Annotated in this window: 15 protein-coding genes; 2 read left to right on the top strand and 13 right to left on the bottom strand. The window is 61.7% G+C overall.

The window, feature by feature from the left end; genetic code table 11:
- Positions 1-178: 178 nt before the first annotated feature.
- Complete coding sequence (locus B5525_RS19870) at positions 179-1060, top strand: LysR substrate-binding domain-containing protein (protein WP_079567517.1); 882 nt, start codon at positions 179-181, stop codon at positions 1058-1060.
- Positions 1061-1227: 167 nt separating this feature from the next.
- Here the strand turns inward: B5525_RS19870 and B5525_RS44095 are convergent, their stop codons facing one another.
- From B5525_RS44095 to B5525_RS19820, 11 genes are all read right to left on the bottom strand, one after another.
- Entirely contained in the window at positions 1228-1383 is a 156-nt protein-coding gene (locus tag B5525_RS44095; protein WP_154073325.1) for a hypothetical protein, read from the bottom strand.
- Positions 1384-1460: 77 nt separating this feature from the next.
- Complete coding sequence (locus B5525_RS19865) at positions 1461-2162, bottom strand: SDR family NAD(P)-dependent oxidoreductase (RefSeq protein ID WP_079567516.1); 702 nt, start codon at positions 2160-2162, stop codon at positions 1461-1463.
- Between the two features lie 39 nt (positions 2163-2201).
- Positions 2202-2930: a glutathione binding-like protein gene (locus B5525_RS19860; RefSeq protein WP_244567963.1), complete on the bottom strand. Its 729-nt coding sequence runs from the start codon at positions 2928-2930 to the stop codon at positions 2202-2204.
- A gap of 141 nt (positions 2931-3071) precedes the next feature.
- Positions 3072-3845 carry an enoyl-CoA hydratase-related protein gene (locus B5525_RS19855; RefSeq protein ID WP_079567514.1) on the bottom strand — a complete coding sequence of 258 codons (774 nt, stop codon included), beginning with the start codon at positions 3843-3845 and terminating at the stop codon, positions 3072-3074.
- An 11-nt stretch (positions 3846-3856) separates the two neighbouring features.
- Positions 3857-4867 carry an NAD(P)H-dependent flavin oxidoreductase gene (locus tag B5525_RS19850; RefSeq protein WP_079567513.1) on the bottom strand — a complete coding sequence of 337 codons (1011 nt, stop codon included), beginning with the start codon at positions 4865-4867 and terminating at the stop codon, positions 3857-3859.
- 21 nt (positions 4868-4888) lie between these two features.
- Positions 4889-6076 (bottom strand): acetyl-CoA C-acyltransferase, encoded by a 1188-nt coding sequence (locus B5525_RS19845; protein WP_079567512.1) that lies wholly within the window; start codon positions 6074-6076, stop codon positions 4889-4891.
- 14 nt (positions 6077-6090) lie between these two features.
- Positions 6091-7221 (bottom strand): acyl-CoA dehydrogenase family protein, encoded by a 1131-nt coding sequence (locus tag B5525_RS19840; RefSeq protein ID WP_079567511.1) that lies wholly within the window; start codon positions 7219-7221, stop codon positions 6091-6093.
- 23 nt (positions 7222-7244) lie between these two features.
- Positions 7245-8426, bottom strand: a complete 1182-nt coding sequence (locus B5525_RS19835; RefSeq protein WP_079567510.1) for an acyl-CoA dehydrogenase family protein — start codon at positions 8424-8426, stop codon at positions 7245-7247.
- A 12-nt stretch (positions 8427-8438) separates the two neighbouring features.
- Positions 8439-9176, bottom strand: coding sequence for an SDR family oxidoreductase (locus B5525_RS19830; RefSeq protein WP_079567509.1), 738 nt, complete (start codon positions 9174-9176; stop codon positions 8439-8441).
- Positions 9177-9225: 49 nt separating this feature from the next.
- On the bottom strand, positions 9226-10770 hold the full coding sequence (locus tag B5525_RS19825) for a class I adenylate-forming enzyme family protein (RefSeq protein ID WP_338075292.1): 1545 nt from the start codon (positions 10768-10770) through the stop codon (positions 9226-9228).
- Between the two features lie 65 nt (positions 10771-10835).
- On the bottom strand, positions 10836-11474 hold the full coding sequence (locus B5525_RS19820; protein ID WP_079567507.1) for a 2-hydroxychromene-2-carboxylate isomerase: 639 nt from the start codon (positions 11472-11474) through the stop codon (positions 10836-10838).
- A 199-nt stretch (positions 11475-11673) separates the two neighbouring features.
- Between B5525_RS19820 and B5525_RS19815 the strand changes: the two genes are divergently transcribed.
- Positions 11674-12162 carry a winged helix-turn-helix transcriptional regulator gene (locus B5525_RS19815; RefSeq protein WP_079567506.1) on the top strand — a complete coding sequence of 163 codons (489 nt, stop codon included), beginning with the start codon at positions 11674-11676 and terminating at the stop codon, positions 12160-12162.
- A gap of 426 nt (positions 12163-12588) precedes the next feature.
- Here the strand turns inward: B5525_RS19815 and B5525_RS19810 are convergent, their stop codons facing one another.
- Both B5525_RS19810 and B5525_RS19805 read right to left on the bottom strand, forming a co-directional pair.
- Positions 12589-13596: an alpha/beta fold hydrolase gene (locus B5525_RS19810; protein WP_079567505.1), complete on the bottom strand. Its 1008-nt coding sequence runs from the start codon at positions 13594-13596 to the stop codon at positions 12589-12591.
- Between the two features lie 38 nt (positions 13597-13634).
- Positions 13635-14135, bottom strand: a complete 501-nt coding sequence (locus B5525_RS19805; protein ID WP_079573574.1) for a hypothetical protein — start codon at positions 14133-14135, stop codon at positions 13635-13637.
- Positions 14136-14139 lie beyond the last annotated feature (4 nt).

Raw genomic sequence — 14139 nt, 5'->3', positions numbered from 1 at the left:
TCGCGCGTCATAGCGTACCGGGCGCCTTCCATGCGCTCGGACGCGAGCATCGTCTCGAAATCGAACTGCACCCAAGCCTCCCTGAGCGTTCGCATTGATTGCTCACTCATGGTAATCAATACAATTCGTGTATAAACCGCGCTTTGTTCCGTTCTGAAAGAACCAATGGTTTATAATCATGGACCGACTGACAAGCATGTCTGTGTTCGCCAAGGTTGCAGATCTCGGCTCCTTCGCCGCGGCGGCAAAGGAGCTGCGGCTGTCGCCGACGATGATCGGCAAGCACATACGCTTCCTCGAAGAACGGCTCGGGTCGCAATTGATCAACCGATCGACCCGTCGGCAGAGCTTGACCGAACTCGGCCGCAGCTATCTCGATCATTGCCGGCATCTGCTGGAGGAGGCCGAGGCGGGAGATGCGCTGGCCGAAGAGGCTCTGAGCGCACCGCGCGGCAAGCTCCGCGTGGCAACCTCGGTTGCCTTCGGATCATACAGCTTGGCTCCGGCGGTCGTTCGTTTCATGAAGAGATGTCCTGACGTCTCGGTTGAGCTCGTGCTGAGCGACAGGATGGTTGACCTGCTCGAGGAAGGTCTCGATGCCGCGATCCGGGTCGGCACTCCGGTCGATTCATCCATGATGTCGCGCTCGCTCTCACCCTATACGGGCTTGGTTTGCGCGGCGCCGAGCTATCTCGCCGAACACGGCAAGCCGACGCATCCAATGGAGCTCGTTGATCACGAATGCCTGCGCTACCCGGGTTGGGCAGACGGTCAGAGATGGACGTTCTTCGGACCGGAAGGCGAAGTCCAGGTCGACGTCAGGAGCCGCCTGACCATCAATAGCGCGTTCGGCATCCGCTATGCCGCACTCGCCGGTGCCGGCATCGTGCTGATGCGCGACGAACTTCTTGTTGAAGATATCGCTGCAGGCCGGCTGCAGGTCTTGCTGTCCAACTACAAAACGCAGGCGCGCACACGCCAGATCCTATGGCCGAAGAATCGCAAGATGACTCCGAAACTTCGTGCCTTCATCGACTTCATCGCGGAGACTTACGGCTGAGGCGCGCTTTGGCGCTTTAGCTCCCGCGCATGGCCCTGTACGGCGCAGTAACTCCCTAGCGGTATCATTCTTGCACTATCGATCGTCGGGTTCTTGCCCGACTCCGATCCTAGCCGCCCGTACCGCCCGAGCAACTTCCTCGACGGACCAGCCGAGCCCGCTCCAGCTCACTTTTGGTCCGCACTCAGCACGCCGCCGAACTGTTCCCAGGAGCTTCCCGTCCAGCGTTGAAGCTGAAGCTGCGTATAGGCCATGCTGTTGTCGGGGCCGGCGGCGAGCGCCGTCAGCGCCGCAAGCGATACTGCAATCTTCCTCAACAACATCAAACTCTCCCCTGGGTTGTTATGAATTGACCAGCTCTCACATTCTTTGCGCGTTCGCCGTTGTCCTTGCGTTGCGGCTACCAGTTTTCTCCAAAGGGCCGCAGCTCGACGTTGAATGACCACGCGCTGCGATCCTGGTGAACGACATGCCAAATCTCGTCCGCGATCGCTCGAGGCCTGATGAAGAAGTCGTCCGGCCGGTCGTGGAAGCGTTTCCTCGTCCACTCCAGGTCAATCACAGCGTCGACAACGACATAGGCGACGTGCACGCCTTGTGGGCCCAGCTCGCGTGCCATAGCCTCGGCGAGGATCCGCTGCGCTGCCTTGGTCGGCGCGAAACCGGCGAAGGCAGGCTTGCCCCGCAACGCCGAAGTATTCCCAGTGGCTACTATGGCGCCCTTGCCGGCGTTGACCATCGCAGGACAAAATCGCCTGGCCAGGTACAGCAGGCCCATCGTGTTAACCTGGAAGTTGCGGTTCAGAATTGATGGATCTATCTCCCGGAACGTGCCGAATGCTCCCCCAACGGCGTTGTGGACGATGACGCTCGGATTGCCGAGATCGCGTTCCACCGCGGACGCCACCGCTTCGATCTGCGCAGGATCCGACACATCGCATCGATATCCCTTTGCGTCCGCCAGTTGTTTCTCGAGAGCGGCAAGACGCTCCTCGTTCCTTGCGAGGAGGGCCAAGCGATAACCGCCTTCAGCAAATCTCTTGGCGAGTGCCGAACCCGTGCCGGGTCCAACGCCGGATATCAGACAAACAGGCTCGGCCATGCGATCAAACCTCCACGTTGGAGCCGGCAGCCTTCATGTTCAGGCGGCCGCCTTAGACACCAATTTTTCAACATACGGCTTGAGGTCCTGCCTGAAGTGCTCGTGATCGACCAGTCGAGCAAAGTGAGCGAACACCAGCGGGTAGTCATTCCGGAGCCCCGCGTGCAGGATCTTGTCCAGCCCGCGCTCGCTCAACTGCTCGACCCGCGCGTGCTCATTCATGAACAGCGCAAGTTCGGCAGCAAAGCAGATGTCGGCCAGCGAAATACCGTTCCCTACAAGCGTGTCCCGCCGTGGAGACAACGCTTGTTCAAGCCCCGAGGCATAGATCGCAAATGCCTGTTTGGCTCGCGCGTGAATAGCCGCATCGACTGTGCCATCCGAAAGCGCAAGGAGATAGATCTGCGAATCCCTGGCAAAGACAAGGCTGACATCCAGAAAACTGTCGATCCTGGAGGCCTCATAAGCGTCACGCCCGTAGAGCGGGAATGTCGCTTCGCCCAGACGAGCCACCGCCCGCATGATGCTGTTCGACTCGAAGATTCCGATCTTTCCATTGGGCCCGAAAGCGGCGGGCACGTTGCCGAACGGCTGCGCTTCCAGGAAGGCATCGGTCTTGAAGAGCTGGGCGCCGGTCAGCCCGACCCGCCCCGTTCGGGAAAGGGACGAAAGCGATTGACGTTCCTGCTCGACCAGGGGACGCGCGTCGTAGTCCCACAGCCAGTCCCTCAACTCGTTGCCGGACGCCCCCCTGATCTCGACGTCCACTCCGCAGAATCGGGCAGCGATGGTCGCCTTCCATACACGCGGGTTCGGCAAGTATGAGAATATTCGTAGGTCAGCCATCGTGGATTGCTCCTGATGAACTTAGTGCCCGCAGGGTGATCCCCGAGCCGGCGCTCCCGAACGTTAGGGCAGCAACTTCGCAAAGTCTGGTGACCTTCGTTCGGCGAATGCGGCAAACGCCTCGCGCGCCTCCGGTGTCTTCAAGCGCTCCTTGAACAATTGCCCTTCCTCGGCGATCTTCGCCGCGATCCGCTGGTGATCACGCATCAGCTTCTTGGTCAGGCTCAGCGAGCCCGCGGGGCGCTTGGTCAGCGCGATCGCCGCGTCAAGCGCTCTCTTGCGCAGTTCGTCCCGCGGCACCACTGCATTGGCCAGGCCACACACCAGTGCAGCGGCCGCCTCCATCGGCTCTCCCAACGCGAACATGGCGTAAGCGCGCGCGTGCCCGATCCGCACTGGCAATAGCCAGCTCGACGCCGCTTCCGGAACCAGCGCGAGATTGACGAAGGGCGTGCTCAGCCGCGCATTGTCGGCGAGATAGACGAGATCACAGTGCAATAGCATGGTGGTGCCGACGCCGACGGCATTCCCCTGTACGGCGGCGACCAACGGCTTGCTGGCCTTGCTGACGGTTTCGATGAAGCGATGGGCAGGACTGTCGACGGAATCTTCGCCGCGAGCCTGGCTTGCGAAATCCGCCAGATCATTGCCGGCCGTAAAGCTATCGCCCTCGCCCTGGAACACGACCACGCGGACGGAAGCATCCGTCTCTGCCTGTTTAAGCGCACCCGACAACGCGTCATACATGGCGCCGGTCAGTGCGTTCTTCTTCTCTGGACGCTGCAATGTCAGCGTCATGACGCCGTCTACGATTTCGGTTTTGACGTGCTCGGTCATAACATTCTCCGTCAGGCAAACGCGCGGGCGGGCTTCTGCGCCTCGACGCCGTCGAGGAAACCTGTCAGCCGCTGCCGGATGATCGCCTCGGCGTCCGCCATGATGCGATCGATGAGCTCCTTGACGGTCGGAACATCGTTGATCAGGCCGACCACCATCCCGCAGCTCCAAGCGCCGGCATCCATGTCGCCGTCGACCATGACCTTCGGATAGACGCCCGCAACCTGCTCGTGGATATCCTGGATCTTCAGGCTGGCCCCCTTCTCGCGCTCGATCTCGAGCATGTCATCGACGCCCTTGTTCTTCAGAACGCGCTCGGTGTTGCGCAGCGCGCGCATTACAAGGCGGGTGTCGAGCTCGGTCGCCTCGACCAGCGCCTTCTTCACATTGAGATGGACCGGCGCCTCCTTGGTCGCGATGAAGCGCGTGCCCATGTTCATGCCCGCGGCGCCCATCGACAGCGCGGCGACCAGGCTGCGCGCATCCGCCATGCCGCCGGAGGCCACGAACGGAACCTTCAGTTCATCCGCCGCCCGCGGTAGCAGGATCATGTTCGGGATGTCGTCCTCGCCGGGATGGCCGCCGCACTCAAACCCGTCGACGCTGACCGCATCACAGCCGATCTTCTCGGCTTTCAGCGAATGCCGCACCGAGGTACATTTGTGGATCACCTTGATGCCGGCCGCCTTCAGGGCCGGCATGTACTGCTCCGGACTGCGACCCGCAGTCTCCACGATCCTGACGCCGCCTTCGCGGATCGCGGCGATATATTCTGGATAGGCCGGTGCAGTAAAGCTCGGCAGGAAGGTGAGATTCACGCCGAACGGCTTGTCGGTCATGTCGCGGCAGCGCACGATCTCCTTCGCCAGCAGTTCCGGCGTCTTCTGCGTCAGGCCGGTGATGATGCCGAGCCCCCCGGCGTTCGACACCGCAGCGGCGAGCTCGGCGAAGCCGACATAGTGCATGCCGCCCTGGATGATCGGATGCTGGATGCCGAACAGTTCAGTGATCGCTGTCTTCACGAATATCTCCTGCGTTTCCGATCAGTGGACGATTTCAAACAAGCCGGCCGCGCCCATACCGCCACCGATGCACATGGTCACCACGCCGTATTTCACCTTGCGCCGCCGGCCCTCGATCAGGAGGTGGCCGGTCAGCCGCGCCCCGGTCATGCCATAGGGATGGCCGATCGCGATCGAGCCGCCGTTGACGTTTAGCTTGTTCGGATCGATACCGAGCTTGTCGCGGCAATAGATCACCTGCACCGCATAGGCCTCGTTGAGCTCCCAGAGGTCGATGTCGTCGATCTTCAAATTGTGGCGCTTCAAGAGCCGCGGGATCGCGGCGACTGGGCCGACGCCCATCTCGTCCGGCTCGACGCCGGCGGCGACGAAGCCGCGGAAGATGCCAAGCGGCTTCAACCCCTTCTGTACCGCAATCCTGTCGCTCATGATCACGCACGCCGAGGCGCCGTCCGAGAGCTGGCTGGCGTTGCCGGCGCTGATTGTCTTGCCCTCGAACACCGGCTTGATCTTGGCCAGGCCTTCGGCGGTGGTGTCTGGACGCGGGCCCTCGTCCTTCGAAAGCGTCACCTGCTGGTAGCTGACCTCCTTGGTGTCCTTGTTGACCACCGCCATTTTGGTCGTGAACGGCACGATCTCGTCATTGAAGCGGCCGCCCTGCAACGCGGCGCCGACGCGGCGCTGGCACTCGAGGCTGTATTCATCTTGCTTGTCGCGACCGATCTTGTAGCGTTCTGCGACGACCTCGGCGGTCTCGAGCATCGGCATGTATATTTCCGGCTTCATCGCCATCAGCTCATCGTCGACGGCATGGAACTTGTTCATGTGCTCGTTCTGAACAAGGCTGATCGATTCGATGCCGCCGCCAATCGCGATCTCGACGCCGTCGAGCATGACCGAGCGCGCAGCGACTGCGATCGCCTGCAGGCCGGAGGCACACTGCCGGTCGATGGTGGTGCCGGCCACGGTCACCGGTAGGCCGGCACGGATCGCCCCCTTGCGGGCGACGTTCATCACCATGGTGCCCTGCTGCATCGCGCAGCCCATCACCACGTCCTCGACCTCTCCGGGCGCAATGCCGGCGCGCTTAACCGCCTCGGCCATTACGTGGCCGGCCAAGGTCGGGCCGTCGGCGTTGTTGAGCGCGCCGCGATAGGCCTTGCCGACGCCGGTGCGCGCGGTGGAAACGATTACTGCCTCAGTCGTCATATTTGCCTCTCTGCTTAAGCCGCCGTGTCGAGCTGGGCGTAGCGCAGCACGTGGTAGGCGGGATCTCCGAACTGGATGTTGATGGAGGAAATGCGTTTGAAGTAATGGCCGACATTTAGTTCGTCGGTCATGCCCATACCTCCGTGAAGCCGGACCGCCTGATCGGCGATAAACCTGCCGGCATACCCGATCTTCGACTTGGCGCCGGACGCAAGGCGCGAAACGCCGGGGTCGGCGGTGCCGAGGCTGAGATTGAGATGCTGCATCAGGGAGAGCGCTTCCTGGTGCGCAATGAACATGTCGACCATCCGGTGCTGCAGCACCTGGAACGAGCCGATCGTGACGCCGAACTGCCTTCGCGTCTTTGAGTACTCCAGCGTCGCTGAATTCAGTTCACCGATCGCTCCGACCACTTCGGCGCAAAGCGCGCCGATAGCCCGGTCGCGGCATGCCTCCAACGCCATGACACCCTCGCCTTCTCGCCCGAGCAACTGGCCGCGGACATCACGCAGGTTGACTTCAGCGGCACGGCGACCATCGATGGTCTTGAAGCTCTGCAGATCCAGATTGGCGGCGCGGCGATCGACCACGAACAGGCTGACACCGCCGCGATCGTGGCGGTGGCCTGAGGTGCGCGCAGAAACGATCAAATAATCTGCCCAGGGCGCCGCGATCACGGCCGTCTTCTCGCCATTCAGGACGTATTCCTGGCCATCGCTGCGCGCCGTGGTCGTAACAGTCGCGAGATCGAAGCGCGAGCCCTTTTCGGTCCAGGCAAGGGCCCAGATCTTCGCTCCCGCGATGATGTCGGGAATGAAGGCCTGCTTCTGCTCCTCCGATCCCATCTGTTCGATCAGGCCACCGGCGAGCACGATCGTCTCCACGAACGGCTCGACCACAAGGTGACGGCCGAATTCCTGCATGATGATCATGGCCGACAGCGGCACGCCGCCGAGCCCGCCGACGCCCTCGGAGAACGGCGCCGCGAACAGGCCGAGCTCGGCGAAGGCCTGCCATTGTTTGCGGCTGAAGCCCTCTTCGCTCGCGACGATCTTGCGGCGCGCGTCGAAACCATACTGATCGTGCAGCAGGCGCTGAACGCTGGATCGCAACAATTCCTGCTCTTCCGTGAACTGGATATCCATCCGATCCTCTCGTTGCGCTGTTGCTAGAGACCGAGTACCGCTTTGGCGATGATGTTGCGCTGGATCTCGTTCGACCCACCGTAGATGCTGAGCTTGCGCGAGTTGAGATACTTCTCCGACGCGGTGTGGCCGTAGTCCGGACCCGGCATGAAGTGGTTGGCGCTGACTGGGTGCTCGCGGATCGCAAGCCCGTAATTGCCGATCGCGCGGTGGGTCAGCTCTGTGATGTTTTGGAAGATTTCCGTGCCACGGATCTTGAACAGCGATGCCGCCGGCCCCGGATCGATGCCGCGCGCCATCTGTGCGACGACGCGAAGCTCGGTCGCCTCCAACGCAAGCACGTCGAGCTCGACGCGGGCAATGTCCCGGATGAATTCGAGATGGGCGGGATCGTCTTCCGGGATCTCGGCCTTCACGATCTTCTTCAACCGCTCGATGTAGCGGGTCGAGCGGCCGATCCCGGCCATGCTGGTGCGCTCATTGCCGAGAAGGAATTTCGCGTAGGTCCAGCCCTTGTTCTCTTCGCCGATCAGGTTCTCGACCGGCACGCGGACGTCATCAAGGATGACGTCGTTGACCTCGTGAGAGCCGTCAATCGTGATGATCGGCCGCACGGAGACGCCCGGCGTCTTCATGTCGATCAACAGGAAGGAGATACCCGACTGTGGCTTGGCTGATGAATCGGTGCGAACCAGGCAGAAGATCCAGTCGGCGTGCTGGGCCAGCGTGGTCCAGGTCTTGTGGCCGTTGACGATGTAATGGTCGCCGGCGCGCACCGCCTTAGTGCGGACGGTGGCGAGGTCGGAGCCCGAGCCGGGCTCGGAATAGCCCTGGCACCACCAGTCCTCGCCGGACAGGATGCGCGGCAGAAACTTCTTCTTCTGCGCCTCATTGCCGAACGTATAGATCACGGGGCCGACCATGGTGACGCTGAACGCCAGTGGCGGCAACGTGCCGGCGCGCGTCGTCTCTTGTTCGAAGATGAAGCGCCTGGTGATCGACCAGCCGGGACCGCCATAGTCCTTTGGCCAGAGCGGCGCGATCCAGCCCTTCTTGTGCAGGATGCGATGCCACAGCAGCATCTGCTCCTTGCTCAAGTCGGTCTCAGGATTGGCAACACGCATCTCCGCCGGGTAATTTTCAGCGATGAATGTGCGCACCTCGTCGCGAAATGCCGCGTCTTCCGGAGACAGCACCAGTTCCATCGGGGATGCTCCCTACCACTTTTCGCCGAAGGGACGGATTTCCAACTCGAAGGTCCAGGCGCTCTTCGGCTGCTGGTAGAGCTGCCAGTAGGATGTTGCGACCGAGGACGGCGGCATCAGCAGGTCGGGATCATCGAGCGCATTGGGGCCGAGCGCCTCGATGCGGCGCTGACGCACCCATTCCGTATCGACCCCGGAGTCGATGATGAGGTGCGCGACATGGATGTTCTTCGGCCCTAATTCGCGCGCCATCGCCTGCGCCACCGCGCGAAGGCCGAACTTGGCACTGGCAAATGCCGCAAAGCCGCTACCACCGCGCAAGGACGCGGTGGCTCCGGTGAAGAAGATGTTGCCGCCGCCGCGCGCCAGCATCAGCCGCGCCGCCTCGCGCCCGGCAAGGAAGCCGGAATAGCATGCCATTTCCCAAACTTTCCGGAACACGCGCTCGGTGGTCTCAAGGATCGGGAAGTTGACGTTGGCGCCGATGTTGAAGATGCAGACCTCCATCGGCGCGTGCTTCTCGGCATCGTTAAGGAAGGAGATGATCTCTTCTTCCTTGCGCGCGTCGAGCGAACGGGCGTGGATCTCGCCGCCAGCGGCCTCGATCTCCTTGACCAGCGGCTCCAGCTTGGCGCCGTTACGGCGGCCAGCGAAGATGGTGAAGCCTTCGGAGGCGAACTTCTTGGCGATCTCGCCGCCGATAAAGTCGCCGGCGCCGATCACCGCGACCGTTCTGTTTCTCTTCTGCAAGGGTCTTCTCCGGCTTTGCAAAGTGAGTGGTGAAGCGATCTCGCCCGCTTCAGTTGCGCAGCGACTCCGCCAGCTTGTGCTTCAAGAGTTTGCCCGTCGAGGTGGCGGGCAGTGCGTCCATGAGAATGATCTCGGATGGCCGCTTGTAGGAGGTGAGCCGCGGCGCGACATGAGCCATGAGGTCCTGCGCGGTAGCCTTGGAACCCTTCAGCAGCTGGACGAAGGCCACGATCTCTTCATTGCCCTCGACCGGCCGTCCGACCACAGCGCATTGCACCACCGCGGAATGAGTGCTCAGCACCGCCTCAACCTCGGCCGGATAGACGTTGAAGCCGGAACGGATGATCATCTCCTTGGTGCGGCCAACGATGAACAACGCATCGGCTTCGAAGCGCGCGAGGTCGCCGCTGTTGAACCAGCCGTCAGGATCAATCGCTTTCGCCGTGAGGTCGGGCGCCCGGTAATAGCCGCGCATCACATTCGGTCCGCGGACGTGCAATTCGCCGATCTCGCCGTTCGCCACCACGGCGCCGTCGCGGCCGACAATCCTGGCCTCGACGCCCGGCACTAGGGTGCCGACCGAATTGTCGCTGCGCGTCGCCTCCGGACGGACACCGGAAATCCCCGGCGAGCATTCGGTGATGCCAAACGCGTTGGACAAAGGAAGTCCGAGTTCCTTCTCCACCCGCTCCTTGAGCTCGAGATCAAGCGGCGCGCCGGCGACGCTCATCAGGCGCAGCGCGCCGCGCTCTAGCTTCGGCAAGCCCGCCATCTGCTTGTATTCCAGCAGGCGCTGATAGGTGGCGGGCACGCCATTCAAGAGCGTGACGCCTTCTTCGGCCAGCGCTTTGGCAAGCGCGGCCGGGTTATACCTGCTGACCAGCCGTGTCACCGCGCCGACCATCAGCGTCATCGTCAACAGCGAGATGCCGACGATGTGCGAGATCGGTAGCACGCAATACTGTACGTCCTGCGCCGTCATATTGCGCAAGTTCGCCGTGGTTTGCGCCGAGAACAGCAGGTTCCGGTGCGTGAGCATGACGCCCTTCGGCATTCCGGTCGTGCCGGAGGTGTAGATGAGGACCGCGACCTGACTTGCGCCATCAGCCTCGACCGCCTCGGGCTGCGTCGCTTTGTTCAGCACGGAAACGCCGATGCCGTAGAGCGGCCCAACATCCTGCGCCGGCGCGCCGTAACGCGCCGCGTGCGCGGCCGCTTCTTCCGAGACCTCAACCGTGAAGAACATGCGCCGGGCGCCGCTGTGATCACTGATCTGATCTAATTCGCGCGGCGACAGCCGCGGATTAGCAACAATCGTCCAGGCATCGAGGCGGCTTGCGGCCAGGAGCAGACACGCGAGCGGAATCGAGTTCTCGCTGACGATCATCATGCGGTCGCCGGCGCGGATGCCGAGTGCGCGCAGCGCATCCGCCGTGCCCTGAACCACACGATCGAGCTCGCGATAGGTTAGGGTCTCGTTGTCGTCGATCAGCGCTACCCGGTCGGGCGTGGCGGCTACATGCGGATCCATTACCTCATGGATGCGGCTCGGCAACACATTCAGAATCTCGGCTGCCGCCTGCTGCCAACTCACCAATGACACCTCCCGCTGCAAGGGCCCTTGTCCGGGCTCGGTTTGCTCTCGATGCTAGGGCACGCTCATGCAGTCTTGCGCCGCGCCGCGGCCTGTTGCGCGATGATTTCTTCCTCGACGTCGCGCAGGCTGTCCTTGCCGAAATAGATCTCGTTGCCGACGAAGAAGGTCGGGGAGCCGAACGTGCCGCGCGCTACCGCGCTGTTGGTGTTCTCGATCAGCTTCTTCTTGACGTCGTCCTGCTGGGCACGGGCGATGATGCGATCGATGTCGAGGCCCGAAGTCAGGAAGGCATCGCGGAAAACCTGCGGATCGTCCATCTTCTTGGGCTCAACCCACATGTGGTCATAGGCGGCGCGGAAATAGGGCCGGAACAGGCCTTCGAACTCGGCAGCGACGACGCCGCGCATCAGCATCAGGGTGTTCACCGGGAAGAACGGGTTCGACCTGAATTTCGTGATGTTGTGGCGACGCAGGAAGCGTTGTGTCTCGAGCTCGTTGTATTCCGGCTTGTTTTTGATCCCGCGCAGCGAGTCGGCGGGAGACATGTTGCCGGTCGCCTTGTAGACGCCGCCGAGCAGCACCGGGACGTGGTCGAACTTGACGCCCGTGCGCTGCTCGATGGCAGGCAGCACGAGCTCGGCAAGATAGGCATTAGGACTGCCGAAATCGAAGTGGAACTCGACCTTGAGCGGAGCAGCCATCGCAGAGCGCCTTTCCTGGGGAAACCAATGAACCAGCCGTTCATTGCCGGATATTGCCTTAAAGTTCTATTTTAGAACTGTCAATATCTATCAGATAGGCCACATTTCACAAAGAAGTTTGACGAGGTTGAATAAAAGTTAGTACCGAATTAGAATGGAACATGCTTCGCCTCGCGGCAGCAGGTGACTGGAGACGTTGATGAAATGGGACACGCTTGAAGAGGAGCCGTGCTCGCTGGCCCGCACCGTGGCGGTGATCGGCGACCGCTGGAGCCTGTTGATCCTGCGCGAATGTTTTCTGCGCAAACGCCGGTTCGAGGCGTTCCAGGCCTCGCTCGGCATCACTCGCCATCTGCTTGCCGAACGGCTGAAGAAGCTGGTCCGGTTCGGCGTGTTGCGGCGGATTCCCTACCAGGAATCACCCAAGCGCTACGAATACATCCTGACGCAGAAGGGCCTCGACCTCTATCCGATCATCATGTCGATCGTGCATTGGGGCAATGTCCACATGGTGGATTCGCGGGGACGACCGATGCTGCACCAGCACAAGAACTGCGGGCATATGTTTGACCCCGTGATGGTCTGCTCGGAATGCGGCGAGCCGCTTTCGGCGAAGTCCGTGCATGTGCATCCTGGACCGGGTGCGCGGAAATCCTCAACTGCGGAGACCATTCCAAGGACGAGATAGCCGGCCGCTCCCTCGAGCCAAGCCGCCCCCTTCCAATGAAGGCATTGCTCGATTCATCTGAATGGCAGGTCGCCCAGAAGAGCATCGCGAGAGCTTCAGCACTGTCAGCAACCTTCAAATCACGGCGTCGATACCTTTTTCTGCACCAGAGGTTCCGGCATCAGCCGATTGGTTTTCGGGTTTACTGGGATCTTACCGCTCTTACGGTCAAACAGGCGCTTGTCCACGCAATCCGGTCCGCCCGCAGGTCGTGATGCCTTCGAGTCGCCAACTACAACTTTGACACCATCGATGAATCAGACCGACCAAAGTCCGCTTCGCACCAGAAGCTGCCCTTGGCGGGCTCGAAATCCACCTTCCGCTTTGCATCAGCCGGTGGCGCCTTGATCAGCGCGCACTGCGCCGAGCGGAAATAGCGGATCGCGGTTACGGCGTTCTTGTAAATCCTCGCTCGAACTTCGCGATCAAGGCGGCCAGGGCTTCCGGCTGCTCATTCGTGGTGAGGTGACCGCCGGGCAACCGCTCGATCCGAAGGCCGAGTTTTCCCAGTCGTTCGTGCGCGAGATCGACCTGCCGATGCTCAAAGGCATCTTCGCTACTGCCGCCGACGAGGAACGGGAACTGGTCTCGATAAACCCTGAAGAGGCGGCCAAAGTCGAGCCGATCGCCTTGCGCTTTGTGATCGGCAACGAAGCCCGCTGCGGCCGCGAGGTAGAACAAGCCATCGTGGCGATCCAGGACGCCGTGAAGTTCGCGGACCTCGGCATCAGTTACCTGATGGCCTTGGGACCACATCGCCCCCACCATCATCTTGAACAGGGTGAAGGAGCGCCCCACGCGCTGACGGGCCCGGGTGGGGAGGCGGCGCAAGATCGGCGTGGTGTACCATGGGTGGGAGTGCCCGTCCGTGAATAGTCCTCCATTGAAGATGAAAACGCCGCGTATGTCTGGCCCGCCCACGGGTTCGCCCCGCTCTGAGCGCTCAAGCCGGCGTCGCAAGTGCTCCAAGACGACAAGCGAGGAAAAGTCGAAGGCGACCAATGTCGTCGACCGAACTGAGATATCACGCCAGATCGCTTCGAGGAGATCCGTGCGTTCCGCTGTGGAATAGGCATAGTCCTTTGGCTTGTCGCTATCGCCCATGCCGACATACTCGACGAAGAGTTTCGGCATATCGACCGCGCTCGGCAAATGCGGCTGAACCTTTGCCCACCCGAAGGAGCCATCGGGGAATCCCGGCAGGAAGGAGACGGCGTGCGCAAGATCTCCCTCGCGCCTCAAGAAAATATTGAGCGGCGCGCCTTGCGCCGCAACGATAGCGTGGGCCCCGGGGTCGTAGCCGACGCGCTCACCACCAGCGAACCACACTTGAGCAGACGCGGTCGGGCCCGAGTAGGCGGCCGGGTCGGTAACTGTGCTAACCAGATCCAGCATATTAGGGCTCCTGCTTTTTGGGTGTATGCAGCATCGTCCTACGCCGCTGCTTGCCGTTGCGATGCTCGCACCAGCAAATAGAATGCGGCGATGTGCGCAATCATCAGCAGCGGTACGTAGATGATCGGGATCGCGTAGGTGGCGTTCAGCCACTCCGCATGCGCGGGAAGGCCGACCTGGATGGCGTTGTAATAGTCGACGATGAGGTCGACCGCGCCCACGAGATTTAAGGCGAGGACGAACGGCCAGAAGAGCGGGCGAATCCTCACCGTGAGACGCGACAACATGGGCAGAACCCAGGTTGCAAAATCGCCGTAGGCTGCGAACATGGCGAATCCGGCGGGCAGGTTGGGACTTACAACACCCGGAAGGATGAATACGAGCCCGAAAAAGCGGAAGCTGTGTAGGGTAGCAATGGTGCTATGCGCTGCGACCCGGTCCATCGACCTGAGCCAGGGCCAGACGTACGCGCCGAAGCAGAGCAGCCACGCGACATAATCGAGAACAAGATGGGTTCGGAACAGCGTTTCCGTGGACATTTGG

The organism is Bradyrhizobium erythrophlei (genome assembly GCF_900129505.1).
Classification (GTDB): domain Bacteria; phylum Pseudomonadota; class Alphaproteobacteria; order Rhizobiales; family Xanthobacteraceae; genus Bradyrhizobium; species Bradyrhizobium erythrophlei_D.
Note: the sequence above shows the minus strand (reverse complement) of the source record. Positions and strands in the feature narration are given on the sequence as shown.

Coding starts and splice junctions, on each gene's coding strand:
- B5525_RS19870 (WP_079567517.1), top strand. CDS start 179: ATGGACCGACTGACAAGCATGTCTGTGTTCGCCAAGGTTGCAGATCTC.
- B5525_RS44095 (WP_154073325.1), bottom strand. CDS start 1,383: ATGTTGTTGAGGAAGATTGCAGTATCGCTTGCGGCGCTGACGGCGCTC.
- B5525_RS19865 (WP_079567516.1), bottom strand. CDS start 2,162: ATGGCCGAGCCTGTTTGTCTGATATCCGGCGTTGGACCCGGCACGGGT.
- B5525_RS19855 (WP_079567514.1), bottom strand. CDS start 3,845: ATGACCGAGCACGTCAAAACCGAAATCGTAGACGGCGTCATGACGCTG.
- B5525_RS19845 (WP_079567512.1), bottom strand. CDS start 6,076: ATGACGACTGAGGCAGTAATCGTTTCCACCGCGCGCACCGGCGTCGGC.
- B5525_RS19840 (WP_079567511.1), bottom strand. CDS start 7,221: ATGGATATCCAGTTCACGGAAGAGCAGGAATTGTTGCGATCCAGCGTT.
- B5525_RS19835 (WP_079567510.1), bottom strand. CDS start 8,426: ATGGAACTGGTGCTGTCTCCGGAAGACGCGGCATTTCGCGACGAGGTG.
- B5525_RS19820 (WP_079567507.1), bottom strand. CDS start 11,474: ATGGCTGCTCCGCTCAAGGTCGAGTTCCACTTCGATTTCGGCAGTCCT.
- B5525_RS19815 (WP_079567506.1), top strand. CDS start 11,674: ATGAAATGGGACACGCTTGAAGAGGAGCCGTGCTCGCTGGCCCGCACC.
- B5525_RS19810 (WP_079567505.1), bottom strand. CDS start 13,596: ATGCTGGATCTGGTTAGCACAGTTACCGACCCGGCCGCCTACTCGGGC.
- B5525_RS19805 (WP_079573574.1), bottom strand. CDS start 14,135: ATGTCCACGGAAACGCTGTTCCGAACCCATCTTGTTCTCGATTATGTC.